Source organism: Nocardia rhizosphaerihabitans, from assembly GCF_014646295.1.
GTDB lineage: Bacteria > Actinomycetota > Actinomycetes > Mycobacteriales > Mycobacteriaceae > Nocardia > Nocardia rhizosphaerihabitans.
Genome location: NZ_BMNE01000006.1, coordinates 128,837 through 150,752 on the forward strand (window position 1 = coordinate 128,837; position 21,916 = coordinate 150,752).

The 21,916-nt window shown below is 68.7% G+C and carries 27 protein-coding genes and 2 tRNA genes; 11 read left to right on the plus strand and 18 right to left on the minus strand.

Annotated elements, in window-relative coordinates:
* Window position 1: 1 nt before the first annotated feature.
* Window positions 2-439, plus strand: coding sequence for a holo-ACP synthase AcpS (acpS, locus tag IEY60_RS24840; RefSeq protein ID WP_189032848.1), 438 nt, complete (start codon window positions 2-4; stop codon window positions 437-439).
* 13 nt (window positions 440-452) lie between these two features.
* On the opposite strand, the gene IEY60_RS24845 is transcribed toward acpS, so the two are convergent.
* Complete coding sequence (locus tag IEY60_RS24845; protein WP_229740149.1) at window positions 453-1,070, minus strand: TetR/AcrR family transcriptional regulator; 618 nt, start codon at window positions 1,068-1,070, stop codon at window positions 453-455.
* 286 nt (window positions 1,071-1,356) lie between these two features.
* Here IEY60_RS24845 and IEY60_RS24850 point away from each other — a divergent pair, with 286 nt between their 5' ends.
* Window positions 1,357-2,592 (plus strand): hypothetical protein, encoded by a 1,236-nt coding sequence (locus tag IEY60_RS24850; RefSeq protein WP_189032850.1) that lies wholly within the window; start codon window positions 1,357-1,359, stop codon window positions 2,590-2,592.
* Between the two features lie 74 nt (window positions 2,593-2,666).
* On the opposite strand, the gene IEY60_RS24855 is transcribed toward IEY60_RS24850, so the two are convergent.
* Both IEY60_RS24855 and IEY60_RS24860 read right to left on the minus strand, forming a co-directional pair.
* The gene (locus IEY60_RS24855; protein WP_189032852.1) at window positions 2,667-3,455 is read right to left on the minus strand and encodes an ABC transporter permease; all 789 of its coding nucleotides are present in this window, start codon (window positions 3,453-3,455) and stop codon (window positions 2,667-2,669) included.
* 24 nt (window positions 3,456-3,479) lie between these two features.
* Window positions 3,480-4,436, minus strand: coding sequence for an ATP-binding cassette domain-containing protein (locus IEY60_RS24860; protein WP_189032854.1), 957 nt, complete (start codon window positions 4,434-4,436; stop codon window positions 3,480-3,482).
* A gap of 116 nt (window positions 4,437-4,552) precedes the next feature.
* Between IEY60_RS24860 and IEY60_RS24865 the strand changes: the two genes are divergently transcribed.
* On the plus strand, window positions 4,553-5,275 hold the full coding sequence (locus IEY60_RS24865) for a TetR/AcrR family transcriptional regulator (protein ID WP_189032856.1): 723 nt from the start codon (window positions 4,553-4,555) through the stop codon (window positions 5,273-5,275).
* A 4-nt stretch (window positions 5,276-5,279) separates the two neighbouring features.
* Here the strand turns inward: IEY60_RS24865 and bcp are convergent, their stop codons facing one another.
* On the minus strand, window positions 5,280-5,753 hold the full coding sequence (bcp, locus tag IEY60_RS24870) for a thioredoxin-dependent thiol peroxidase (RefSeq protein ID WP_189032858.1): 474 nt from the start codon (window positions 5,751-5,753) through the stop codon (window positions 5,280-5,282).
* Between the two features lie 71 nt (window positions 5,754-5,824).
* Between bcp and IEY60_RS24875 the strand changes: the two genes are divergently transcribed.
* Window positions 5,825-6,058 carry a DUF3618 domain-containing protein gene (locus tag IEY60_RS24875; protein ID WP_373291758.1) on the plus strand — a complete coding sequence of 78 codons (234 nt, stop codon included), beginning with the start codon at window positions 5,825-5,827 and terminating at the stop codon, window positions 6,056-6,058.
* A 70-nt stretch (window positions 6,059-6,128) separates the two neighbouring features.
* Here IEY60_RS24875 and IEY60_RS24880 read toward each other — a convergent pair whose 3' ends face one another.
* Together IEY60_RS24880 and IEY60_RS24885 are read right to left on the minus strand one after the other, a co-directional pair.
* A complete protein-coding gene (locus IEY60_RS24880) occupies window positions 6,129-6,425 on the minus strand; it encodes an excalibur calcium-binding domain-containing protein (protein ID WP_189032860.1) in 297 nt (98 codons plus the stop codon).
* A 135-nt stretch (window positions 6,426-6,560) separates the two neighbouring features.
* Entirely contained in the window at window positions 6,561-7,538 is a 978-nt protein-coding gene (locus IEY60_RS24885; protein WP_189032862.1) for a pirin family protein, read from the minus strand.
* Between the two features lie 73 nt (window positions 7,539-7,611).
* Between IEY60_RS24885 and IEY60_RS24890 the strand changes: the two genes are divergently transcribed.
* Together IEY60_RS24890 and IEY60_RS24895 are read left to right on the plus strand one after the other, a co-directional pair.
* Window positions 7,612-8,076 (plus strand): MarR family winged helix-turn-helix transcriptional regulator, encoded by a 465-nt coding sequence (locus IEY60_RS24890; protein ID WP_229740095.1) that lies wholly within the window; start codon window positions 7,612-7,614, stop codon window positions 8,074-8,076.
* A gap of 249 nt (window positions 8,077-8,325) precedes the next feature.
* Window positions 8,326-8,919 carry a hypothetical protein gene (locus IEY60_RS24895; protein WP_229740096.1) on the plus strand — a complete coding sequence of 198 codons (594 nt, stop codon included), beginning with the start codon at window positions 8,326-8,328 and terminating at the stop codon, window positions 8,917-8,919.
* A 45-nt stretch (window positions 8,920-8,964) separates the two neighbouring features.
* Here IEY60_RS24895 and IEY60_RS24900 read toward each other — a convergent pair whose 3' ends face one another.
* The gene (locus IEY60_RS24900; protein ID WP_189032868.1) at window positions 8,965-9,360 is read right to left on the minus strand and encodes a cupin domain-containing protein; all 396 of its coding nucleotides are present in this window, start codon (window positions 9,358-9,360) and stop codon (window positions 8,965-8,967) included.
* A 51-nt stretch (window positions 9,361-9,411) separates the two neighbouring features.
* Here IEY60_RS24900 and IEY60_RS24905 point away from each other — a divergent pair, with 51 nt between their 5' ends.
* The gene (locus tag IEY60_RS24905) at window positions 9,412-10,392 is read left to right on the plus strand and encodes a GlxA family transcriptional regulator (protein WP_189032870.1); all 981 of its coding nucleotides are present in this window, start codon (window positions 9,412-9,414) and stop codon (window positions 10,390-10,392) included.
* Between the two features lie 30 nt (window positions 10,393-10,422).
* On the opposite strand, the gene IEY60_RS24910 is transcribed toward IEY60_RS24905, so the two are convergent.
* On the minus strand, window positions 10,423-11,316 hold the full coding sequence (locus tag IEY60_RS24910) for a LysR family transcriptional regulator ArgP (RefSeq protein WP_189032872.1): 894 nt from the start codon (window positions 11,314-11,316) through the stop codon (window positions 10,423-10,425).
* Window positions 11,317-11,388: 72 nt separating this feature from the next.
* On the opposite strand from IEY60_RS24910, the gene IEY60_RS24915 reads away from it, so the two are divergent.
* Window positions 11,389-12,009 (plus strand): LysE/ArgO family amino acid transporter, encoded by a 621-nt coding sequence (locus tag IEY60_RS24915; protein WP_229740097.1) that lies wholly within the window; start codon window positions 11,389-11,391, stop codon window positions 12,007-12,009.
* A gap of 21 nt (window positions 12,010-12,030) precedes the next feature.
* Here the strand turns inward: IEY60_RS24915 and IEY60_RS24920 are convergent, their stop codons facing one another.
* The 3 genes from IEY60_RS24920 to IEY60_RS24930 form a co-directional block, all read right to left on the minus strand.
* Window positions 12,031-12,375 (minus strand): hypothetical protein, encoded by a 345-nt coding sequence (locus IEY60_RS24920; RefSeq protein WP_189032874.1) that lies wholly within the window; start codon window positions 12,373-12,375, stop codon window positions 12,031-12,033.
* Window positions 12,376-12,449: 74 nt separating this feature from the next.
* Window positions 12,450-13,085, minus strand: coding sequence for a transglycosylase SLT domain-containing protein (locus tag IEY60_RS24925; RefSeq protein ID WP_189032876.1), 636 nt, complete (start codon window positions 13,083-13,085; stop codon window positions 12,450-12,452).
* Between the two features lie 615 nt (window positions 13,086-13,700).
* Window positions 13,701-13,773: transfer RNA gene (locus tag IEY60_RS24930), tRNA-Lys, on the minus strand.
* Window positions 13,774-14,127: 354 nt separating this feature from the next.
* Between IEY60_RS24930 and IEY60_RS24935 the strand changes: the two genes are divergently transcribed.
* Window positions 14,128-15,336: a L,D-transpeptidase gene (locus IEY60_RS24935; RefSeq protein ID WP_189032878.1), complete on the plus strand. Its 1,209-nt coding sequence runs from the start codon at window positions 14,128-14,130 to the stop codon at window positions 15,334-15,336.
* A gap of 73 nt (window positions 15,337-15,409) precedes the next feature.
* On the opposite strand, the gene IEY60_RS24940 is transcribed toward IEY60_RS24935, so the two are convergent.
* Both IEY60_RS24940 and IEY60_RS24945 read right to left on the minus strand, forming a co-directional pair.
* Complete coding sequence (locus IEY60_RS24940) at window positions 15,410-15,763, minus strand: hypothetical protein (RefSeq protein ID WP_189032880.1); 354 nt, start codon at window positions 15,761-15,763, stop codon at window positions 15,410-15,412.
* Window positions 15,764-15,872: 109 nt separating this feature from the next.
* Complete coding sequence (locus IEY60_RS24945) at window positions 15,873-16,049, minus strand: hypothetical protein (protein ID WP_189032882.1); 177 nt, start codon at window positions 16,047-16,049, stop codon at window positions 15,873-15,875.
* A gap of 25 nt (window positions 16,050-16,074) precedes the next feature.
* On the opposite strand from IEY60_RS24945, the gene IEY60_RS24950 reads away from it, so the two are divergent.
* Window positions 16,075-16,599 (plus strand): CGNR zinc finger domain-containing protein, encoded by a 525-nt coding sequence (locus IEY60_RS24950; protein ID WP_189032884.1) that lies wholly within the window; start codon window positions 16,075-16,077, stop codon window positions 16,597-16,599.
* Window positions 16,600-16,805: 206 nt separating this feature from the next.
* Here IEY60_RS24950 and IEY60_RS24955 read toward each other — a convergent pair whose 3' ends face one another.
* From IEY60_RS24955 to orn, 3 genes are all read right to left on the minus strand, one after another.
* On the minus strand, window positions 16,806-17,447 hold the full coding sequence (locus IEY60_RS24955; RefSeq protein ID WP_229740098.1) for an FAD-binding oxidoreductase: 642 nt from the start codon (window positions 17,445-17,447) through the stop codon (window positions 16,806-16,808).
* Between the two features lie 127 nt (window positions 17,448-17,574).
* A tRNA-His gene (locus IEY60_RS24960) sits at window positions 17,575-17,647 on the minus strand.
* Window positions 17,648-17,702: 55 nt separating this feature from the next.
* On the minus strand, window positions 17,703-18,341 hold the full coding sequence (gene orn, locus IEY60_RS24965; RefSeq protein WP_189032886.1) for an oligoribonuclease: 639 nt from the start codon (window positions 18,339-18,341) through the stop codon (window positions 17,703-17,705).
* A 101-nt stretch (window positions 18,342-18,442) separates the two neighbouring features.
* Between orn and IEY60_RS24970 the strand changes: the two genes are divergently transcribed.
* Entirely contained in the window at window positions 18,443-20,101 is a 1,659-nt protein-coding gene (locus tag IEY60_RS24970) for a helicase HerA-like domain-containing protein (protein ID WP_189032888.1), read from the plus strand.
* Between the two features lie 11 nt (window positions 20,102-20,112).
* Here IEY60_RS24970 and IEY60_RS24975 read toward each other — a convergent pair whose 3' ends face one another.
* The gene (locus IEY60_RS24975; protein WP_189032891.1) at window positions 20,113-20,403 is read right to left on the minus strand and encodes a hypothetical protein; all 291 of its coding nucleotides are present in this window, start codon (window positions 20,401-20,403) and stop codon (window positions 20,113-20,115) included.
* 175 nt (window positions 20,404-20,578) lie between these two features.
* Complete coding sequence (locus IEY60_RS24980; RefSeq protein ID WP_189032893.1) at window positions 20,579-21,868, minus strand: diaminopimelate decarboxylase family protein; 1,290 nt, start codon at window positions 21,866-21,868, stop codon at window positions 20,579-20,581.
* Between the last annotated feature and the right edge of the window lie 48 nt (window positions 21,869-21,916).

Genomic DNA, 21,916 nt, shown 5'->3' on the forward strand with positions numbered 1-21,916 from the left:
CGTGACGATTCTCGGTATCGGTTTGGACTTGGTGACCATCTCCGAGTTCGCCGAGCAGCTGCAACGGTCGGGGACGACGATGCTCAGGGAGAGCTTCACCGCTGGTGAACGCCGCTACTGCCAGAGCAAACAGACGGACCCGGCCCGCAGCTTCGCCGCACGCTGGGCCGCGAAGGAGGCGGTGCTCAAGGCTTGGGCATCGTCTCGCTTCGCGCGCAGCCCGCAGATCGGGGACAACCCGTATCCGCTGATCGAAGTCGTCAACGACGCGTGGGGCAGGCCGAGCATCAAACTGCACGGCCTGGCCGCGGAGTTCCTGCCCCGCGCGCGAGTCCACCTGTCCCTGACCCACGACGGCGACACCGCCGCGGCGATGGTGGTGCTGGAGGACCCGGGCGAACTGGCCGACCTCATCGAGGGTCGGGAAACAACCCGCTAGAAATCGCGGACCGTCAGTCCTGGGCGGTCCGCGATTCTTTTTCCGCGACCAGGAGATACGCGACCATCAGTCGCTTCAGCTCGGCGACGGCGTCGGCATTGGACTGCTCGTCCTGCACCGAGAAGTTCAGCATCGAGTACACGACGTGCACGAGCACCTCGGCCATCATCGTGCGCCGGGCGCGCGGGGTGCGCGGGGTCAGTGGCCGCAGCATCTGCGAGACCACCTCGGCGAATTCCTTCTCGTGCAGGGCGCCCGTCGCCCGGGTGGACGGGGTCGACTGCATGGCCAGCCACACCTCGCGGCGCGAGGGATCGGTGGTCCACAGATTCGCCAGGTGATCGACGAACTGGTTCATGTGCCGCAACCAGTCCAGCGAGGGGATCTCGCCGTGGAAGTCGGCCAGCTCACGGGAGACCGCAACCAGGTCTTGCCGATTGAGCTCGCAGACGATCACGTACTTGTTGGCGAAGAACTGGTAGAGCGTGCCGATCGGCACCTCGGCGCGCTGCGCGACCTCTTCACAGGTGAACGATTCGAAGCCGACCTCGACGAGCAGTTCCCGCGACGACTGCAACAGGGCGTCGAACTTGCGCTTGCTGCGCTCCTGGGTCGGCCGCTTGCGCGGCATCAGCTCCTGCGGGTCGTCCTGCAACTCCAGCGCAGGGTCCGGACGGCTCTGCTTGGACCGGGCCTGCGCGTGTACTTCCACCCATCCAGGCTAGCGGTATACACACATCCGCGACACGCGTCTACCGACAGCGTGTCAACAACTGGGCGAAATTCCTCCCATCCAGGTCCGGGCTGGTGACGAATCATCAGATGAGCGTGCGTGCATCCGCAGGCTTATTCGCGGTGATCTCTCACCGCAACCGACCTACCGCGAAGTTATCTGCCCCCGTGGGAAGGCAAGACTTGTGGCTGCAGGATCTGTGATCACTCTCGGCGTCAGCACCGAGCGAGGCGCCGTGCACGCGGTGGCGCTCGCGGAAGCGGGCGACACGCTCACCGACCGGATGCTGCTGCGGCGCACCGTGCGTGCGGGCGGGGACAGCAAGGCGGAGATCGCCGCGGCGGTGCAGGTGGCACTGGACACGATGGCCGCCGAACTAGACGACGAGCACGAGATCGCCGGGGTGGCAGTGAGTTACCGCGATTCGGCCGAGCGGCGCGCGATCGTCACCCGGCTCGCGGCCACGCCCTGGCACACCGCCTCGCTGGTCTCGGCCAAGTCGGCGCACCTGTTCGTCGCGGGCGCGATGACCTGGCTCGACGAGTTCGACAACCTGCTGGTCTACGAGGCGGTGCCCGGCTACCAGGCGATGACACTGCTCGATCCCGGCAGGCACCGGGTACTCGCCGCCTACGCGCAGACCGGCGCGCCCACCCCGGACGCGCTGCGCACGGGGGTGTCGACGGCGTGGGATCAGTTCGAGGCGGCCTCGGTGCGACCGGGCGCGGTGGTGCTCGTCGGCTCGTCGGCCGACGCACCCGCGGTGCGCGAGGCGGCCGCCGGATTCGGGGTGCCGGTGCTGCCGTGCCGGCTGGCGCCGTTCGCCCCGGCCGCCGGTGCCGCGTTGGTCGCGCTCGGTGACGCCACCGACGTGCCGGTCGCGGTCGCGGCGCATTCCAATCGGGGCATGGCCATGGTCGCCGCGGCCGTGAGCCTGCTGGCAGGTGGTCTGGTCGCGGGCGGTGCCTACGCGGTGATGAACGACAGGACGCAGGGGGTCGACAACACCGCGGTGTCCTCGGAGCCGGGTGCGAGCCCGGCCGGTTCGATCGGGCCGCGGGGACCCCAGATGCACGAGACCGCCGACACCGGTCCGGCGGAGACCGGCTCGGCCGGGGGTATCGGCTCCGGCAGCGGGCTGGAGGTGAGCCCGGCGACGGAGCCGGGGGACACTTCGCCCTACGAGACGGTGTCGCCGAACCCGCAGCTGATCGACCCGAGCCAGTTCCCGCTGGGTTACCCCACCCAGCTGTACGGCGATGCGCCGCAGGATGATCCGCTGCCACTGGAACCCGCGGCCCCGCTCGTCCCGCAGACTCCCGCCGCGGCGCCGACCCTGCCTGGCACGGGAATCCCGATGGGGATGCAGCCCGCCCAGGCGCCGGTGCCGGACGGCCCGCGTACGGAATCGGCCGACTGACGCAACGGCCGACCGAGTCAGCTCCCGCGAGGGGCCGCGCGATACACCGCGCGGCCCCTCGCTCGTTTCCGTCGTCAGGCGGTGGTTCGGCGTCGGAACAACACACCGGCGGCGAGATAGCCGGCGACGGCGATGCCGGCGCACCACAGCACGGCGAGCAGCGCGCTGTCCCCGATCGGCGTGCCCATGAGCAGGCCGCGCATCGTCTCGATCACCGGGGTCACCGGCTGGTGTTCGGCGAAGGCGTGCAACCAGGTCGGCATCGTCTCGGTCGGCACGAACGCGCTGCTCACGTACGGCAGGAACATGAAGAAGAAGGTGAAGCCGTTGGCCGCCTCCGGGTTTCGGGCGAGCAGGCCGAGGGCCGCGGCGAGCCAGGACAGCGCGAAGACGAACATCGCGAGCACCCCGAGGACGCCCAGCCAGCGCAGCGGATCGGTGGTCGGCCGGAAGCCGAGCACCACCGCCACCCCGATCACGACGGCGGAGGTGAGCAGATTGCGCAGCACACTCTCGGCGACATGCCCGGTGAGCACCGCTGACCGGGCGATGGCCATGGTGCGGAACCGGTCGATGATGCCCTCGGCCAGGTCGGTCGACAGGGCGACCGCGGTGGTCGAGGCGCCGAAACCCGCGCACAGCAGGATGATTCCGGGCACCACGTAGTCGATGTAGGGCCCTGGTCCCGCGTCCATCGCGCCGCCGAAGACGTAGACGAACATCAGCAGGATCATCACCGGCAGCGCGATGGTCATGATCATCGTGTCGGGACTGCGCACGGTGTGCCGGATATTGCGGTCCAGCATGGTGATCGAGTCCTGGGCGGTGCGCAGGGCCCACGGGGTGGGGGACTGGGTGGTCATGGTCGGTCTCGTTTCGGTGGGGGTTCAGGCGGCCGACACGGCCCGGTGGACCCGGCCGGTCAGGGCGAAGAAGACGTCGTCGAGGTCGGGGGTGTGCACGCTGAGCTGGTCGATGGCGATGTCGAGCTCGGCGAAACGGTCGAGCAGCCGCTTGATCTCGACCGCGCTGCCGTCCGAGGGCACCTGCAGGGTCAGCTGCTCCGGGTCGCGGTGCCCGTGCTCGCCGACGGCGTGCGCGGCGGCCGTGAGCAGGCGCTGGTCGGCGAAACGGAACCGGATGTGGCCACCGGGGACGAGGCGTTTGAGTTCCTCCGGCGTGCCGTCGGCGACGATGTGCCCGCCGTCGAGCACGGCGATCCGGTCGGCCAGCTGGTCGGCCTCCTCGAGGTACTGCGTGGTGAGGAAGACGGTGGTGCCCTCGGCCGCGAGCTCGCGGGTCGCGGCCCAGAGGTCGCGGCGGCTGCGCGGGTCGAGGCCGGTGGTCGGCTCGTCCAGGAAGACCAGGCGCGGCCTGCCCATCAGGCTCATGGCGAGGTCGAGTCTGCGGCGCATGCCGCCGGAATAGGCGGAGACCGGCCGGTCGGCGGCATCGGTGAGCGCGAAGCGGTCGAGCAGGTCGGCGCCGCGGCGCCGGGTCTCGGCGGTGCCCAGGTGCAGCAGCCTGCCGGTGAGCCGCAGGTTCTCGGCGCCGGTGAGGACGCCGTCGACGGCCGCGTACTGCCCGGTGACGCCGATCAGTCCGCGCACGGTGTCGGCCTCGCGGACGGCGTCGTGCCCGAAGACACGCACGTCGCCGTGATCGGGCCGGACGAGAGTGGCCAGGATGCGGACCAGCGTGGTCTTGCCCGCGCCGTTCGGTCCGAGCAGGGCGAAGACCGTGCCGGGTGCGACCTCGAGGTCGAGGTCGTCGAGCACGACCCGCGCGCCGAAGGCCTTGCGCAGCCGGTGGACCGAGAGCGCCGGCGATGGTTCGAGCGTCATGAGTTCTCCGATCGAAAAACTGTTTATGAGATAAACATAGTTTATAGAGTAAGCAGTTCATGGACGCAAGAGGCGGCACCGCTAGAGTCGAGGCGAGCGGAGGAGGCAGGGAGCAGATGACGACGTCCGGCGACACGGCGTTACCGAAATCGGTCGAGCTGATGTGGGGGCTCGAGCAGCCCGGCGCGCGCGGCCCACGGCGCGGACTCACCCTCGATCAGATCCTGGACGCGGCCGTCGCGGTGGCCGACGCGGAGGGGTACGCGGCACTGTCGATGAACCGGGTCGCCAAGCAACTCGGCTTCACCGCCATGTCGCTGTATCGCTATGTCGACAGCAAGAACACGCTGATCGACCTGCTGATGGATCGGGTGGTCGGCGAGCCGCCCGCGATCGCGGCGGACACCCCGTGGCGGCCCGGTCTCGAACAGTGGGCGAGCGCGGAATTCGAGCGGATCGGCCGCCACCCGTGGTGGGTGGACATCCCGCTGAACCGGCCGCCGATGGGGCCCAACAACATGGCCTGGCTCGACGCCGGTCTGCGGCTACTGGGCGAGACGGCGGTCCCCGAGCCGATCAAGCTCCAGCTCGTGATGAACCTGTCGATGTTCGTGATGGGCAAGCGCCGGGCCGTGCGGGACCTGCAGACGGAGGAGGACGGCGACTTCGCCTCGGTGATGGCCAGGGTGCTCGACCCGCAGCGCTTTCCCTCGGTGTCGGCCGCGCTGTCCGCCTCCGCCTTCTACGACGACGAGATCGACTGGGACAAAGCCGATTTCGAGTTCGGTCTGGCGCGGCTGCTGGACGGCTACGAGGTCTTCATCCGCACCTTCGACTGACTTGCTACACCGAAAGGTCGCGGCGCAGCTTGGCGACGTGGCCGGTGGCGCGGACGTTGTACTGGGCCAGTTCGATCTTGCCCTGCTCGTCGACCAGGAAGGTCGAGCGGATCACGCCGGTGACGGTCTTGCCGTACATCATCTTCTCGCCGAACGCGCCCCACTCCTTGAGCACGTCGCGCTCGGGGTCCGACAGCAGCGGGAAGTTCAGGCCCTCGGCGTCGCGGAACTTGGCCAGCTTGGCGGGCTTGTCCGGCGAGATGCCGATGACGTCGAGGCCAGCGCCGCCGAGTTCGGCCAGATTGTCGCGGAAATCGCAGGCCTGCTTGGTGCAGCCGGGGGTACTCGCGGCCGGGTAGAAGTAGACGATCACCTTGCGTCCGCGGTAGTCCGACAGCGACACATCTTTGCCGTCGGCGTCGGGCAGCGTGAAATCGGGTGCGGTGTCTCCGGGGGAGAGGCGATGGTTGTCGGTCACCACCGCACGGTAACCGACCGGGTCCGGCGAAGGCATGGATAGACTCGTCGGCGAGCAGACACATACTGGAGGTGACGGTGGCCAAGGACGACACCGACCGGATCGAGCGCGAGATCGAAATCGCGCGCGCCCGGTTGGCGACGACGCTCGACGAACTGGCGGTGCGCGCCGATCCGCAGCGGATCGCGGACGACACCAAGGCGATCGTGGTCGCCAAGTTGAACGAGCCGAAGGTCAAATACACACTGATCGGTGCGGGCGCCCTGGTGGCGGGCCTGGTCCTGGTGAAGATCTTCCGTCGCTGAATTCCGGCGACACAAAAAGAACACCCGATGCGGCTGCGGCCACATCGGGTGTTCTTTTTTCGGTACTACCTCAGACCGTGGGGCAGGCGAAGCCGTCACCGTCGGGGTCGAGGTGCGGGGAGTAGCCCGCCTCGCCACGGAACAGAGGGGCGCGGCCCGCGGCGATGGCCTCGTCGCAGCTGCGGAAGGCACCGCCCGCCGAACCGGTCTGGACCAGGTTGGCCGAGCCGGTCGCGTTGAGGATGGAGTCGAAGCTGGAAGAGCCGGTGCCCGAGGACCCGGTCGCCATATCGGCGTGGGCGGCGGGGGCGGCTAGCAGGGACAGCCCTGCGACGGCGAGGCTGACGGTAAGCCGGCGAACGTTCATTGATTCCTCTATGTCTGGCGCGGTTCGGTTGTGGGCCCGGACACTTGGTGGTCGGGCGGCCCCGTCCACCTTTGTGACGGGGCGTCCGGTTGTCAACCGCGCGAGCCCTACCAGATCCCCGCGACCGGCGGTCGGTTATTCGCCCAGGCGCCGGCCGGTGCGGTGTTCGGCCGGGACGGTGCCCATCCGGCCCGCCTGGAAATCCTCCATGGCCTCGATGATTTCCTCGCGGGTGTTCATGACGAACGGCCCGTACTGGATCACCGGTTCGCGCAACGGGATTCCGCCGAGCAGCAGGACTTCGAGATCGCCGGTGGTGCTGTGCTGGGTGGTGTCGGCGGTCAGCGTGATCGCGTCGCCCTTGCCGAAGACCGCCAGCTGCCCGGTGCCGATCGGCCTGCGATCGACGCCGGCGGTGCCGCTGCCCGACAGCACGTAGGCCATGGCGGTGTAGTCCTTGGGCCACGGAGTTTCCAGCTGCGCACCGGGTACGAGCGAGGCGTGGGCGTAGGCGATCGGGGTGTAGGTGGAGCCGGGTCCGGCGAAACCGGCGAGCTCACCGGCGATGACGCGGACGAGCGCACCGCCGTCGTGTGAGCTGACCAGGGTCAGCTCACCGGCGCGCAGGTCCTGGTAGCGCGGGGTGGCGAACTTGTTCGCCCGCGGCAGGTTGACCCACAGCTGGATGCCGTGGAAGGTGCCGCCGGAGATGACGAGCTTCTCCTCGGGCAGTTCGTCGTGCAGCATGCCGGAGCCTGCGGTCATCCACTGTGTGTCGCCCTCGCTGATGACGCCACCGCCACCTTGCGAGTCGTGGTGGACCATGGTGCCGTCGAGCATGTAGGTGACGGTCTCGAAGCCGCGGTGTGGATGCCAGGGCGCGCCCTTGGCCTCGTACGGCTCGTAGGCGACGGGACCCATCTGGTCGAGCAGGATGAAGGGGTCGGCCGAGCGCAGGTCGACGCTCGGGAACGGCCGGGTCACCTCGAAGCCCGCGCCTTCCTGCTGGCGTGACGCGGTGACGATCTGGCGGACCGGTCGCTGGGTCTCGGTGACATCGGGGCGGGGCAGCCGGGGCAGCACCATGATGTCGTCGACGGTGATTGCGGGCATGGGATGCGCCTCCTGGATGGCTCTGCGGTCGCTTTGTTTCCATGTCAACCAAATGGGTTCTAGGATCATTCCCGTGACCCGATGGTTGTCCGAGGAAGAGCAGCAGACCTGGCAGGCCTATATCCGCATGCGCCAGCGTCTGGACGCGGCGATCGCGGCGGGCCTGGCCGAGCACGGTCTGTCGATGGCCGACTACGAGCTGATGGTGCCGCTGTCGGCGACGCCGCACGGGTGCATGCGGGCCAAGGAACTCGTGGGCGAGGTGTGCTGGGACAAATCCCGGCTCTCCAAGCAGCTCGCCCGGATGGCGGCGCGCGGACTCGTCGACCGCAGACCCGCCGAGGACGACGCCCGCGGGATCGTCGTCTCGCTGACCGAGGAGGGCCGCGCGGTCCTCGGCCGGGCCGCGCCCGAGCATGTCGAGCTGGTGCGTGACCTGTTCGTCGACCGGCTGACCCAGCGGGAGAGCATGGCTCTGCGGTCGCTGTCGGAGAAGGTGATCGCGATGAGCGACGATCGAACATCGCTGCCGGGCTAACGGTTTCGCGCATCGGGCCGATGCACAGTCGAGGGGCGGAACTCGTCGAACCGAGGGGTGGCCATGAACGTTCGAGCAAGGTGTGCCGGTGTCGTAGCCGCGGTGGGTGTGGTTGTGCTCGTCGGGTGCTCGTCCGCGCCGTCCGAGGACTCGCCGACGTCGTCTGTGACGGCGACGCATGCCGAGGCGAGCGGACAATCGGGGGCGCCCGCGGTTCCCGTCACGTCCACCTCGGCAGGACCGGCTACCGTGTCGACTCCGTCGCCCGGGCCGGCGACCACCATCATCTCGGTCGTCGCCGTGAACGCCGCAGGTCAGCCCAGCGACGGGTTCACCGTCACCACCCCCGACCCGTTCGGCGCGTTGGACTGCAAGTACGCCGAGCCCAGCCGTTCGGCGAACACCCCGGGCATCTACTCCGGCTGCGGCGCCTCCGCCGATTCGGCCGATGTCTGCTGGGCCCCGCCTGGCAACACCACCCTCCTGTGCGCGAACGACCCCTGGCAGCGCACCCTGCGTCGCTATACGGTGACTCCGCCCCTCACCCCCGTCGGCCGCACCGACTCCCCCGAACCCTGGGCGCTGGAACTGGCCGACGGCCGCCACTGCCGCATCCGTGTCGGCGGTGCGTGGGGTGGCCGCTCCGACGGACTGGTCGGCGCGTACTCCTGCACCGGTGGCAACGACGTGGTCCTGCAACCGTCGAACGCCGGCACCGCGATCGACACCTCGTCGAGCACCTGGCAGGTGGCCGTCGGCCCGCTCGGCTCGGGTAACCCGGACTTCCCACCACCACCGCAAGTCGCCGTGCGCACCGCGTATTTCGCCGCGAGCGCGGACTGAGCTGACGACCCCGCGGCAGTTGCGGACGGCCTCGTGCGCGCCGATTCAGGCGAGTGCGGTGCCTGTTGTCGCGGTGATGTGGTCGGGGACCTCACCCGCGTAGTCGCCCGTGGTCAAGGTTCCGGACGGTTCGAACAACAGCAGCGTCGCGCCGTCGGCAGAGGACGGGCGGTGGTCGACACCGCGCGGCACGACGTAGGTGTCGTTGCGGTGCAGGGTGATTCGTCGTGGCGGGCTATCCCGCTCGCGCAGGTCGATGTCGAGTGTGCCGTCGAGGACGAGGAAGAACTCGTCGGTGTCGTGGTGCGCGTGCCACAGATGCTCGCCGCGCACCTTGGCCAGTCGCACGTCCCAGTCGTTGACGCGCGTGAGAATCCGGGGGCTCCAGAGCGTGTCGAAGGTGGCGAGCGCGGCGTCGATATTCCTCGGTCGATCGGTCATGCCTCATGGTCGCGGTTGCGTTCGGTGCCCGACCAGTGCGATGAATGACACATGTCGAAAGATTTCTCGCAGCCGGGCCTGCACCGGGTCGCGGCGCTCGTCGACGAGGGATCGAACCCGTTCGAGCTGGCCTGCATGACCGAGGTGTTCGGCATCGACCGGCCCGAGGTCGGCGGGCTGCTCTACGACTTCCGGCTCTGCGCTCACCGGCGCGAGGTGCCGATGCGGCAGAACTTCTTCACAATGACCGGCCTGGCCGACCTCACCCTGCTCGACTCCGCCGACACCGTGATCGTGCCCAATCGCCCGGACACCGAGACAGCACGCCATCCGGCCGTGCTCGGGGCGATCGCACGGGCGCATGCGCGCGGAGCGCGGCTGGTCGGCATGTGCAGCGGGGCGTTCACGCTCGCCGAAGCCGGGGTGCTCACCGGTCGCACCGTCACCCTGCACTGGCAGTGGGCGGCCGAATTCCGGCGCAGGTTCCCCGACACCGAGGTCGACGATGCCGTGCTGTTCATCGACGACGGCGACGTTCTCACTTCCGCGGGCAGCGCGGCGGCGCTCGACCTGGCCCTGCACCTGGTCGGCCGCGACCACGGTACGCAGATCGCCACCGCGGTCGCGCGCCGTCTCGTCTTCGCCGCGCACCGCAGGGGCGGACAGCGCCAGTTCATCGAGCGCCCGGTGCCCCGCGATCCCGGTCCGTCACTGGCGGCGACGGTGGAGTGGGCCGAACATCATGCGACCGAACCTATTACGGTCGCGGATATCGCGGCCGTCGGCTGTGTGAGCGTGGCGACCCTGCATCGGCGTTTCCGTGCCGAACTCGGCTGCACCCCGCTGGCCTGGCTCACCGCCCGTCGCCTGGACTACGCCCGTAGCCTTCTCGAGGCAAGCGAGCTTTCGGTGGAGCAGGTCGCGAGCGCGAGCGGCCTCGGCACCGCGGTGAACCTGCGCACCCACCTCGCTGCCGCGACCGGCCTCACCCCGACCGCCTACCGCAGACAGTTCCGTACCCGACCCGCATGATCGCCGTGACCGACCCTGGCCGATCCGCGCCTACGACGGCTGGATCAGCTTGGTCGCCGCAGCGGCCGCGATGGCTTGCGCCGCGGCGCTCAGTGCGGGCGAGTCGAGCTTCCACTGCTGCCAGTACAGCGGCACGTCGATGTGGGCCCGCCCGTTGAGGTTGACGAGAGTTCCCGCGGCCCTGTCCTTTTCGGTCTGTAGATCGGGCAGCATGCCCCAGCCCATCCCGAGCCGCACCGCGTCGCCGAAGGCATTGGAGGACGGCACGAAATGGGTCGGCGGATCGATCGGCCGGGACGACTGGAGACGGACGTGCCGGAACTGCAGATCGTCCTTGCGGTCGAACTGGATCATCGGCACGTTCGCGTACGAACCCGGTCGCGAGCCGTCGGGAAACCAGTACTGCACGAAATCCGGCGTCGCGAGTGGCTGGTACCGCATGGCGCCGAGCGGTTCGACCTTGCAGCCCTGCACCGGGGTCGCGGTCGAGGTGATCGCGGCCATCACCGTGCCGTCGCGGAGTAGCTGGGTGGTGTGTTCCTCGTCCTCGCGATGCAGTTCGAAATAGCTATCGCCACGTGCCCGTGCGAGCGCGGGCATCACCCAGGTCTCCAGCGAATCGGCGTTGACGGCGATCGGGATCCTGGCGGGGCCGACAGCGCGACCGGCGCCGCCGAGTTCGCGGGCCGTGTCGCCGGTGAGCAACTCGACCTGGCGCGCCAACCGCAGCACGGCGAGCCCGGATTCCGTGGCGCGCACGGGTTTCGAGCGCTGCACCAGAATGAGTCCGGCCGATTCCTCCAGCGCCTTGATCCGCTGGCTGATCGCCGACGGGGTGACGTTCAACCGCCGCGCGGCCGCCTCGAAGGTGCCTTCGGTGAGCACGGCGTCTAGCGCCCGCAATTGGTCCAGCTGTAGCTCCACATAAGCAATTCTAATGGTAATGAAGAATCATTAGCTGGCCTGAAAATTGATGGTCTCTTAACGTCGAAAGACGTGACGGCATCTTCCGCGGCACTGGCCGCCCTCTCCGGATTGGGCTTCGGGCTCTCGCTCATCGTGGCGATCGGCGCGCAGAACGCCTTCGTGCTGCGTCAAGGCGTGCGCGGGCAGCACGTGCTGCCGGTGATCGCCGTGTGCGCCCTCTCCGACATCGTGCTGATCGCGGCAGGGGTTGCGGGCTTCGGGACGGTCGTCGAGGCGATGCCTGCCATCGTGACCGTCGCCCGGTACGCGGGCGCGGCCTTCCTGCTCGGATACGCGGTGCTCGCGGTGCGGCGGGCGATGAGTTCGTCGGCGCTGATCGCCGACGCCGCGGGCGCCTCGGTGGCCGTCGGCGCGTCGGTACTGACCTGCCTGGCCCTGACCTGGCTCAATCCGCACGTGTACCTGGACACGGTCGTGCTGCTCGGTTCCTTCGCGAGCACCTACGCGAGTCCGGATCGCTGGTTCCTGGCCGCCGGCGCGATGGTCGCCAGCGTCGTCTGGTTCCTGGCGCTGGGTTACGGCGCGCGTCGCCTGGGACCGCTGTTCGAGCGTCCTGCCGCGTGGCGCGTTCTCGATTCGCTGATCGCGGCGATCATGTTCGCGCTGGCGATCGGCCTCGTCGTCTCCTGACCGTGCCCGCTCCGCGCAGGCTCAGGACTCGGCTGCCCACGGTTTGAAGGGTGGTTTCACCCAGAGCAGCTTCTCGTCCGCGTGCGTGCGCACCGCGGCCGCGTGGTCGGGGTTGCGGGCCGCCCACGCGTCCTTCTGGTCGAGGAGGTCCGCGACCACCTGCCAGGTCTCGCCGGTGCTGGGTGGATTGGTGTCGGCGGCCCTGGCGAGTTTGCGCAGGGTGGACGCCGGCAGGTCGAGGAGTTCGGCACCGCGGATATCGCGGGACCACGCGTAGCCTGCCAGGCGGCGGGCCTTGGTGGCGCGGCTCGCGGTGGCCGCGTCGGAATGCGCGTGATCGGGTGCCTGATCGGCGCTGTCTGGCACAGGACAATCCTACGACGAACGCCCGCGCTCCGGTCGGCGATGACCGGGGCGCGGGCGTTCACCCGTCAGGTGGCTCAGTAGGCGCTGTTGACGTTGTCCATCGAGCCGTAGCGGTGCGCGGCGTAGTTGCAGGCCGCGACGATGTTGGAAACCGGGTTCCAGACGTCGAACGGGGTGCCCTCGACGTGGTACGCGGCGAAGGTCGGGTCGATCACCTGGAGCAGGCCCTTGGAGGGGATGCCCATCGCGGCGTTGGAGTCCCACAGGTTGATCGCCTGGGGGTTACCGGTCGACTCGCGCATGATGTTGCGGTGGATGCCCTCGTAGGTGCCGGGGATGCCCTTGGCGGCCATGATGTCGAGGGCCTGACGGATCCAGCCGTCCAGGTTGTCCGCGTACACCGGCGGGGCAGGGGCGGGCTCGGGCATCGGGGCCGGGGCGGCCTCGGGAGCAGGCGCGGGGGCGGGAGCGGCCTCCGGCGCGGGGGCCGGAGCCGGGATCGCCTCGATGGCGGGGGCGGCGCCGACGGCGGGGATGCTCTCCGCCTGCTCGACGACCATGGCTGCACGCTCGGGCACGCTGTCGTCGGCGAAGGAGACGGCGGAGGACGCGGCTACGGCGACCAGACCGACCGCGGCGACCGCCACGGTGAACGCCTCACGGCGCGAACGACGGCCGATAACGGTGCTGAGCTTGTCTTTGTTGAGCATTGCTTTTCTGTTCCTTCATCTCTGTCTGGCGACGCAGGCCCTGGTGGGGGCGCGGTGGATCGCGCAGCGCGCGCAGCGGCGCACGCCGGTCAGGCGATGTGTTGTTTCTGTCCTGTATGGGAATGTGCGACGCTGTCGGGGTCGGACGCTCGATGGCAGTCCGCGCGCCGCACGGTGCTCCACAGCTGGCTGCGGGGAGACCACGCGCTGTTCGGGGCTGAAGGAAGTTGGATACTCCCGGGCTAACCAAACCGCAGGTCTGTTTGTGACCTGATTGCAGAATGGTCACGATGGGTTAACGCAAGGTGAACGAAACCTGAACGGCAAACGCTGACGATCTTGGTTGCTCCACCGGGCAGTTGCGGAATCGTTATGTATGCAGGGGGTTTGCTGCTGTTACGGATGTGCCACGCGTCACAGAAAAAGTTTGCCCAAATCAGGTTTCACGATCATTTGCGCAGCTCCAGCGTGTCCGGATCGGGACTGCTGTGGCGTTGCACGCCGATGTCCAGGTCGATTCGATAACGGCTTCGTGACCGTTGTCGAACCCGGGGGCCGGACGCAGAAAAGACCGCATCCCGGCAGTTTCGGTAACTGCCGGGATGCGGTCTGCTGTGCGCCATCAGGGACTCGAACCCCGAACCCGCTGATTAAGAGTCAGCTGCTCTGCCAATTGAGCTAATGGCGCTTGGTTTGCTCGGATCGCGACTCTAGGAGAGAACCTCTCGGCTTCTCCGTTCGCCCCGCTCTCCGGTGCGGAACAAACATTAACAGGCTTGGGGCCGGAAAGTGAAATCGGGCCCTGACCAGCGACAATGCGGACCTCTTCGAAGTGTTAACGATCCGGGCCCCGGCACGTATCTAACGATTGTGACTTGGTCGTGTCGCGGGGTCTATCCCGTTGGTCACGACCGGGCGGGCTGGCAGAATGGCGGGACGACGATCTCGACCGCCCCCGTCGACGCGGATGGCACGAGCGATAGGCGTCGATGGGATCTGCGGCGCACACACGTTATTGCGTCGGTACGGAAACGGGGTTGACATGGGTAAGACGCGGGGGCGACATCGGTCGCTGCGGACGATCGTTCCGGTGGCACTGCTCGCGGTGTTCGCGCTGGGGGCGTCGGCGTGCTCGGCGGCGGAGGGAGCTGGGGTCGAGGTCGCGATCGACCGCAACCCGATCACCGAGCTGATCAAGCCGAAGCTGGTCTCGACGATCAAGGACGGTCAGGTCGGCGTCTCGCCCGGCATGCCGCTGGCCTTCCAGGTCGAGGACGGCAAGTTCACCGAGGTCACGCTCACGAACAAGGAAGGCCGTCCGGTCTCCGGGCAGCTGGCGGGCGACGGTCGCTCCTGGGCGACCACCGAGGTGCTCGGCTACGGCAAGACCTACAACCTGACCGCGTCGGCGATCGGTCTCGGCGGGGTGAACTCGACGACCCTGAGCTTCACCACGAGCTCGCCGAACAGCCAGACCAAGCCCTACCTGCTTCCCGGCGAGGGCGAAGTCGTCGGCATCGGCCAGCCGGTGGCCATCCAGTTCGACGAGAACATCCCCGATCGGCGGGCCGCGCAGGACGCCATCAAGATCACCACCGAACCCGCGGTGGAGGGCGCCTTCTACTGGGTGAACAATCGCGAAGTGCGGTGGCGGCCAGAGCATTTCTGGGCGCCGGGCACCAAGGTGACCATCGATGTGAACGTCTACGGCAAGGACCTCGGCAAGGGGCTCTACGGCCAGGACAACATCCACTCGTACTTCACCATCGGTGACGCGCAGATCTTCACCGCCGACGACAACACCCACCAGGTGACGGTGGAGCGCAACGGCCAGGTGATCATGACCATGCCGACCTCGATGGGCAAGGACAGCACGCCCACCGACAACGGCATCTACATCGTCAGCGACCGGCACGAGAAGATCATCATGGACTCCTCGACCTACGGCGTCTCGGTGAACTCGCCGGACGGCTACCGCACGCCGGTCGACTACGCGACGCGAATCTCTTACAGCGGCATCTTCTTCCACTCGGCGCCGTGGTCGATCGGGCAGCAGGGCTACTCCAATGCCAGCCATGGCTGCCTGAACCTGAGCCCCGCGAACGCGCGCTGGGTGTACGAGAACGCCAAGCGTGGTGACATCACGATCATCAAGAACACCGTCGGCGGCACCCTGTCCGGTGTCGACGGTCTGGGCGACTGGAACATTCCGTGGCCGGAATGGAAGGCGGGCAACGCCGACGTCGCCTGATCCGCGCCTGGTCGACGCGAAAAGCAAAGGGCCACCGGAAATTTCCGGTGGCCCTTTGTTGTGTACGGGTAGTTCAGGCGGGGGTCGGCAGGTCGCTGCAGTCCATCATCGCCTCGCCCGCGACGGCCAGCGCGCTGCCGAGCGCGCCGCACAGGATGCGGCCGCCGAAGAGCAGCCGGTCCAGGTTGGGCAGGCCGGCCGAGCCGGTGCCGGAGGAGCCGGTGGTCTCGACGCCGGTGGTGGAGCCGCTCTGTGCCGAGCCGGACTCGGGCTGCTCGGTGGGCAGGCCGAAATCGCCGGTGGCCGTCGGCGCGGCGGCGACATACGGGGACAGGGGCAGGCCGGGTGACTCGGCCGCCGCGGTCCCCGCGATCGGGCCGAGCGCGGTGGCGGCCGCGAAGGCGGCGACGACGGTGGAACGCTTCATCAAGGGGTCTTTCCGGTCGAACGCTGACGAGATATGCCCCACATCTGGGCAGTGGTCCAGAGTGTAGCGGTCAAACGTGACGTTCGTCATGGCACCGGCCACCTGCGAGCTACGCCGTGGCGGCGAGCCCGCGGTCGGCGCCGTGGAGTTCGGCCGAGATGCTGACGCCGGGGTCGCCGCCGACGACTCGTCGAGCCCCGCAGCGGCACCGTTGATAGGCGATGAGGCCCTCGCTGGTCCGGTGGCAGGACTCGATCCGCCAGGTGTGCGTGGTGTGGCTGTTCATGCTTCGAGTCTGATGTAATGGCATTGTGCACTACAACCATTACGGGCGGGAGCCGGTGCAGCTCGGCGTAGACCTGCTCAACGAACCGTGTGGAAGTGCCGCGGAGCTGGGGCGGCGCTGTGCGGCGGCGGGGCTGGTCCTATCCCAAGCGCCGACGGACGACGATCTGGCGTCGGTGACGGCGTTTCTGGCGCGCTGGCGGCGGGTGGTGGCGTGTGCGGATCGGACCGAACGCGCGGCGATGCTCAACGTGCTGCTGGCCGAGTACGCGTCGGCGCCCCGCCTGACCGACCACGCGGGCGACGGCTGGCACCTGCATTTCCGCGATCCCGGGGTGCCGACCGATCGCCAGGTCGCCGCGCTGATAGCCGTCGGCACCGCACTGCACCTCACCGGACTGGGAATGGACCGGCTCGGTGAGTGCGCGGCCGAGGGGTGCGCGCGAGTGTACGCCGACACCTCGCGCAACGGCAGGCAGCGTTTCTGCAGCCCGGCGTGCGCGAACCGGTCGGCGGTGCGCAGGCACCGGGCCGGCCGCGTCGCCGGGTGACTGTCACTCCAGCACAGGGAAGTTGGCGCGCAGGACGTTGTGCGGATCGCGGACCCGCTTGAGCTCGCGAAGCCGGGTCAGCGTCGCCTCGTCGAAGGCCGCGCTCGCCGATTCGCCGGGCGCGAGGAAGGTGTAGGGCTTGGTGCCGGTGATGTGCGGGCCGAGTCCGTCCAGGATCGTGGCGAATCCGGCGGTGACGTCGTCGATCAGGTGCGGCAGGCCGAGGCCGAGCAGATAGAGGGCGTAGGGCTCGGTGACCTTGCCGCGCGCGCCGTCGTCCGGGCCGCTCTGGGCCAGTGCGCCTCCGAGCCCGCGGATCTGGATGTTGAGCAGCGGGGCCACGGGTGCGTCCGTTCGCCCGCGGCGTCGACGAGGTCGATCGCGCGGACCGCGTTCGCCGCCCAGCCGTGCGCGCGGGCCAGCCAGCCGAACCCGCCGCCCAGGGTGTATCCCGTCACACCGACGACGGGGTTGCTGCCCGCCAGCCCGGACAGGCCGTGCGCGGCGGCCGCGGATTGCACCCGTCCCCACTGCGCGCCGGAACCGACGCGCGCCAGCCGCCGGTCGGGGTCGATCGCGATGCTGTCGAGCTTGCCGGTGCGGACGAGGATCGCGTTCTCGATGTCGCCGGTCGCGCCGTGGCCGGTCGGCTGGGTCACCACGGTGCGGCCGGCGCGGCGGGCGTAGCGCACGACGCCCGCGATGTCGTCGGCGTCGGCGACCTGCACGACGGCGGCGACCGATTGCGTCACCGCCACGTTCCACGGTCGGGCCGCCTGGTCGAAGCCCTCGTCGCCCGGCAGGAACACCGTCCCGCGGACGGCACCGCGCAGTTCGTCGATACCCATGGCCGAATCCTCGTTTCTCTCGGTGTGTCTACCGAGTCGACGACAGAGGACCGGGGACTGTGACATCCCCGCCAGTCCCGGTGAAACGCAGAAGGGCCGGTCCTCGCGGACCGGCCCTTCTGTTCGGGGTGACTGACGGGACTCGAACCCGCGACAGCCAGGATCACAACCTGGTGCTCTACCAACTGAACTACAGTCACCATCACCGGTTATTCACCGGCGCGGTAAATACTAGCTTGTCTCAGCCCCCAAGCCCTAATCCGCTGGTCGGGGGCTTGATCCGGTGACATCGATGGCCTCGGTGACGGCTTCGGCGACCGCCGCGATCTCCGTGGTGGAGGGTCCGGGCAGCGGCACGAACGCGGTGCGGCGGTAGTACTCGAGCTCGCGGATGGATTCCTTGATGTCGGCCAGGGCGCGGTGCGCGAGGCCCTTTTCCGGCTGGCCGAAGTAGATCCGGGGGTACCAGCGGCGGCACAGCTCCTTGATCGAACTCACATCGACCATCCGGTAGTGCAGGTGCTCGTCGAGTTCGGGCATGTCGCGGGCGATGAAGCCGCGGTCGGTGGCGATCGAGTTACCGCACAGCGGCACCGTGCGCGCGGTGGGCGCGTACTGGCGGATGTAGTCGAGCACCTCGGCCTGGGCCTGCTCGATGGTCACGGTGGAACGCCGAACCTCTTCGGTGAGACCGGATTTCGCATGCATGTCGGCGACGACCGGTGGCATGCAGGCGAGGGCGGCGTCGTCGGCGTGGATGACGATGTCGACACCGTCACCGAGGATGTTCAGGTCGCTGTCGGTCACGAGCGCGGCGATCTCGATCAGCTTGTCGCTGTCGAGACGGAGCCCCGTCATCTCGCAATCCATCCAGACCAAGAGTTTGTCGGACACCTGAGCCACCCTAACGGGCGATACAGTTTGCTTGGAATTCCCCGCAGACGTTTCGAGCATTTCTTGCGTACGGCAGTCATGACCAGACGGAGGACGCGCGAATGACCACCCCCCAGGAGAAGGCGGCAGCGGCACGCAAGGCGGCCGAGGAAGCCGCGCGGGTCGCCGCCGAAGCGGCAGCGGCAGCGGAGGCCGCCGAGAAGGAAGCCGCCGCCGCGGGCACCGGATCAGCTACCACGTCCGGCGAGGCCGGCGAGATCGCGGCGGGTTACGCGTTCGACGGACCGGCGCTCGAGCTCGGCACGGTGATGGTCGACGGTGCGGCGGATCCCGCGGCACGCGTGCGCATTCCACTGCGGATGATGAACCGACACGGACTCGTCGCGGGCGCCACCGGCACCGGCAAGACCAAGACGCTGCAGGGCATCGCCGAACAGCTTTCCCGCGCAGGCGTTCCCGTGGTGATGGCCGACGTGAAGGGCGACCTGTCGGGGCTGAGCGAACCGGGTGAGGACAACGAGAAGGTCCGCGACCGGGCCGCCGAGACCGGCGCGAGCGACTGGGCGCCGAGCGGTTTCCCCACCGAGTTCGTCTCGCTCGGCACCGGCGGCATCGGCGTGCCGATCCGGGCGACGATCACCTCGTTCGGCCCGATCCTGCTCAGCAAGGTGCTCGGCCTCAACGACACCCAGGAATCCACCCTCGGGCTCATCTTCCACTGGGCCGATCAGCGTGGCCTCGCGCTGCTGGATCTGAAGGATCTGCGCGCGGTGATCACCCACCTCACCAGCCCCGAGGGCAAGGAAGACCTCAAGGGCATCGGCGGTGTCTCGGCGCAGACGGCGGGCGTGATCCTGCGCGCCCTGGTGAATTTGGAGGCCGAGGGTGGCGACACGTTCTTCGGCGAACCCGAACTCGACCCGGCCGACCTGCTGCGCACCGCGGGTGGGCAGGGCGTGATCACGCTGTTCGAGCTCGGCCAGCAGGCGGCGCGGCCGGTGCTGTTCTCCACCTTCCTGATGTGGGTGCTCGCGGATCTGTTCCAGACGCTGCCCGAGGTCGGTGACGTCGACAAGCCGAAGCTGATCTTCATCTTCGACGAGGCGCACCTGCTGTTCGCCGACGCGTCCAAGGCGTTCCTGCAGCAGGTCGAGCAGACGGTGAAGCTGATCCGGTCCAAGGGTGTCGGCGTGTTCTTCTGCACCCAGTTGCCCACCGACATCCCGAATCCGGTGCTGTCCCAGCTCGGCGCCCGGATCCAGCACGCGCTGCGCGCCTTCACCCCCGACGATCAGAAGGCGCTGGCGAAGACGGTGCGGACCTATCCGAAGTCGACCGTCTACGACCTGGAGGAGGCGCTGACCTCGCTGGGGACCGGTGAGGCGATCGTCACCGTGCTCTCGGAGAAGGGCGCGCCGACGCCGGTCGCCTGGACCAAGATCGCGCCGCCGCGCTCGCTGATGGACACGATCGGTGACGACCGGATCAAATCCACGGCGCTGTCGAGTGCCCTGCAGGGTAAGTACGGGCAGAGCATCGATCGGGAGTCGGCCTACGAGATGTTGCTGGCCAGGGTGGCCGCCGCGAATCCGGCGCCCGAGACGCCGCAGGCGCCGGGTCGCTCGGAGGCACAACAGGAGGAGGACTCGGCGGCCGAGCGGATCATGAAGAATCCGGCGGTGAAGAGCTTCCTGCGGTCAGCGGCCAGCGCCGCCGGTCGAGAGATCAGTCGAAGCATCTTCGGGACCCGGCGGCGTTAGCGGAGTTCGGCTCAGCTGCTGCCGAACCAGCCCCAGGGGAACCAGTTGTTGTAGCCGCCGTGGCCGCGGTCACAGCGGTCATGGCCGCGGCCGTACCAGTCGTTGTCACAGCGCCTGTGGTCGCAGTTGTAGTCACAGCGGTGCTTGCGGTCGCAGCGGTCGTAGCCGTAGCCGCGGTTCCAGTCGTCGCACCGTCCGCGGTCGGTCTGTACCAGGTCTGGGACGGCGGCGGGCAGGGCGAGTGCTGGGGTCGCCATGGTCAGCGGGAAGGTGACGGCCGCGCCGGCCACTGCCATACTCATGAGTAGTCGGCGTAGACCGACCTCTCGGGTTCTGTAGATCTTCATGGCTGCCTTTTCCGGCGCGCTCGTCCTCGGACTCGGCGCGTCGTGTCGAGTTGGTTGATTTTCCCCGACTCATCTGATAGTAGGCGCGCGACGGTGCCGCCACCAGACCGGTGGCGGCAGTAATCCCGGCTTATTCGGCGAATTCGCGCATCAGCAGATCGGCGGTCGTTTCCCGGCGCAGCAACTGCGTGGCGCGGCCGTCGGCGACGGCGACGATCGGCGGCCTGCCGACGGTGCTGTAAGTCGAGGCCGGCCCGTGGTGGTAGGCGCCGGTGCACGGCACGGCGAGCACTTCGCCCGGCCGCAGATCGGCCGGCAGGCGCACGCCCGTGGCGATGAGCTGCCCGGATTCGCTGTGCCTGCCCGCGATGGACGCGGTCGGCTGCGCGCCGGTCGGGTGCCTGTTGACCACGACCGCGCTACCGTTCCCGCCGCCATCGCCGTCGACGATCACCTGGGTCCCGCCGTCGGAGGTCTCGGTGACGGCCAGCACCCGATACAAGGTGACACCGGCCCTGGCGACGATCGCCCGACCGGGTTCCATGGTGAGCGCGGGGCGGGGGAAGCGGTGCCGCGCGCAGCCGGCGTCCAGTGCGTCGTCGAGGATGTCGGCGAGTTCGGGCAGGTTGAGCTCGGCGTCACCGCTGCGGTAGGCCACCGCGTGCCCGCCGCCGATGTCGAGATGGGTGAGCAGCAGGCCGTATTCGTTGTCGATCCAGGCCATCTCGCCGATCATCCGGCGGATCGCCTCGCCGTAGTGGTCGGGATTGTGGATCTGCGCGCCGAGATGGCAGTGCAGTCCGATGAGCTGCAGGTTGGGCCGCGTGGCGATCCTGGCGACGGCGGTCTCGAACGAATCGCCGCCGAGCGGGAAACCGAACTGGGGGCCGCCGGGCACCTCGATGCCGGGCGCGACACGCAACAGCACCTGCTGCGGTGTGGTCGCCAGCGCGGCCAGCAGGGTGATCTCGGTGAGTGAGCCGACCACGATCCGGCCGACGCCACAGCCCACCGCGGTCTGCAGTTCGTCGAAGGTCTTGCCGTTGCCGTGCAACACGATCCGGCGCGGATCGATGCCGGCGGCCAGCGCCACCGACAGTTCGCCCGCTGACCCGACCTGCACCGACAGGCCCTCCTCGGCGACCCAGCGCGCCACCGCGCCGACCATCAACGCGGTGCCCGCGTAGACGATCTCGGCGTCGGGGAAGTACTTGCGGTAGGCGCGGCAGCGCTCACGCACCTCGGCCTCGTCGACCACGTGGACCGGAGTTCCGAACTGGTCGGCGAGATCGGCCAGTGCCACCGCGCCGAGGGTGATCCGGCCGTCGGGGTCGTAGTGGGTGTCGGCGGGCCAGACCGCGGGGTCGAGCCGCGGCACGGTGGTCGCGCGCAACGACGGGAAGATGTCGAGCAACGTCACGGTGGTCTCCTGGGGACGCCCCCGCGCTCCGACGGCGGGGCCGATTCC

Coding starts and splice junctions, on each gene's coding strand:
- IEY60_RS24955 (WP_229740098.1), bottom strand. CDS start 17,447: ATGGGTATCGACGAACTGCGCGGTGCCGTCCGCGGGACGGTGTTCCTG.
- IEY60_RS24900 (WP_189032868.1), bottom strand. CDS start 9,360: ATGACCGATCGACCGAGGAATATCGACGCCGCGCTCGCCACCTTCGAC.
- IEY60_RS24845 (WP_229740149.1), bottom strand. CDS start 1,070: ATGCCGCGCAAGCGGCCGACCCAGGAGCGCAGCAAGCGCAAGTTCGAC.
- IEY60_RS24970 (WP_189032888.1), top strand. CDS start 18,443: ATGACCACCCCCCAGGAGAAGGCGGCAGCGGCACGCAAGGCGGCCGAG.
- IEY60_RS24860 (WP_189032854.1), bottom strand. CDS start 4,436: ATGACGCTCGAACCATCGCCGGCGCTCTCGGTCCACCGGCTGCGCAAG.
- IEY60_RS24905 (WP_189032870.1), top strand. CDS start 9,412: ATGTCGAAAGATTTCTCGCAGCCGGGCCTGCACCGGGTCGCGGCGCTC.
- IEY60_RS24945 (WP_189032882.1), bottom strand. CDS start 16,049: ATGAACAGCCACACCACGCACACCTGGCGGATCGAGTCCTGCCACCGG.
- IEY60_RS24880 (WP_189032860.1), bottom strand. CDS start 6,425: ATGAACGTTCGCCGGCTTACCGTCAGCCTCGCCGTCGCAGGGCTGTCC.
- IEY60_RS24925 (WP_189032876.1), bottom strand. CDS start 13,085: ATGCTCAACAAAGACAAGCTCAGCACCGTTATCGGCCGTCGTTCGCGC.
- IEY60_RS24935 (WP_189032878.1), top strand. CDS start 14,128: ATGGGTAAGACGCGGGGGCGACATCGGTCGCTGCGGACGATCGTTCCG.
- IEY60_RS24975 (WP_189032891.1), bottom strand. CDS start 20,403: ATGAGTATGGCAGTGGCCGGCGCGGCCGTCACCTTCCCGCTGACCATG.
- IEY60_RS24885 (WP_189032862.1), bottom strand. CDS start 7,538: ATGCCCGCAATCACCGTCGACGACATCATGGTGCTGCCCCGGCTGCCC.
- IEY60_RS24865 (WP_189032856.1), top strand. CDS start 4,553: ATGACGACGTCCGGCGACACGGCGTTACCGAAATCGGTCGAGCTGATG.
- IEY60_RS24855 (WP_189032852.1), bottom strand. CDS start 3,455: ATGACCACCCAGTCCCCCACCCCGTGGGCCCTGCGCACCGCCCAGGAC.
- IEY60_RS24940 (WP_189032880.1), bottom strand. CDS start 15,763: ATGAAGCGTTCCACCGTCGTCGCCGCCTTCGCGGCCGCCACCGCGCTC.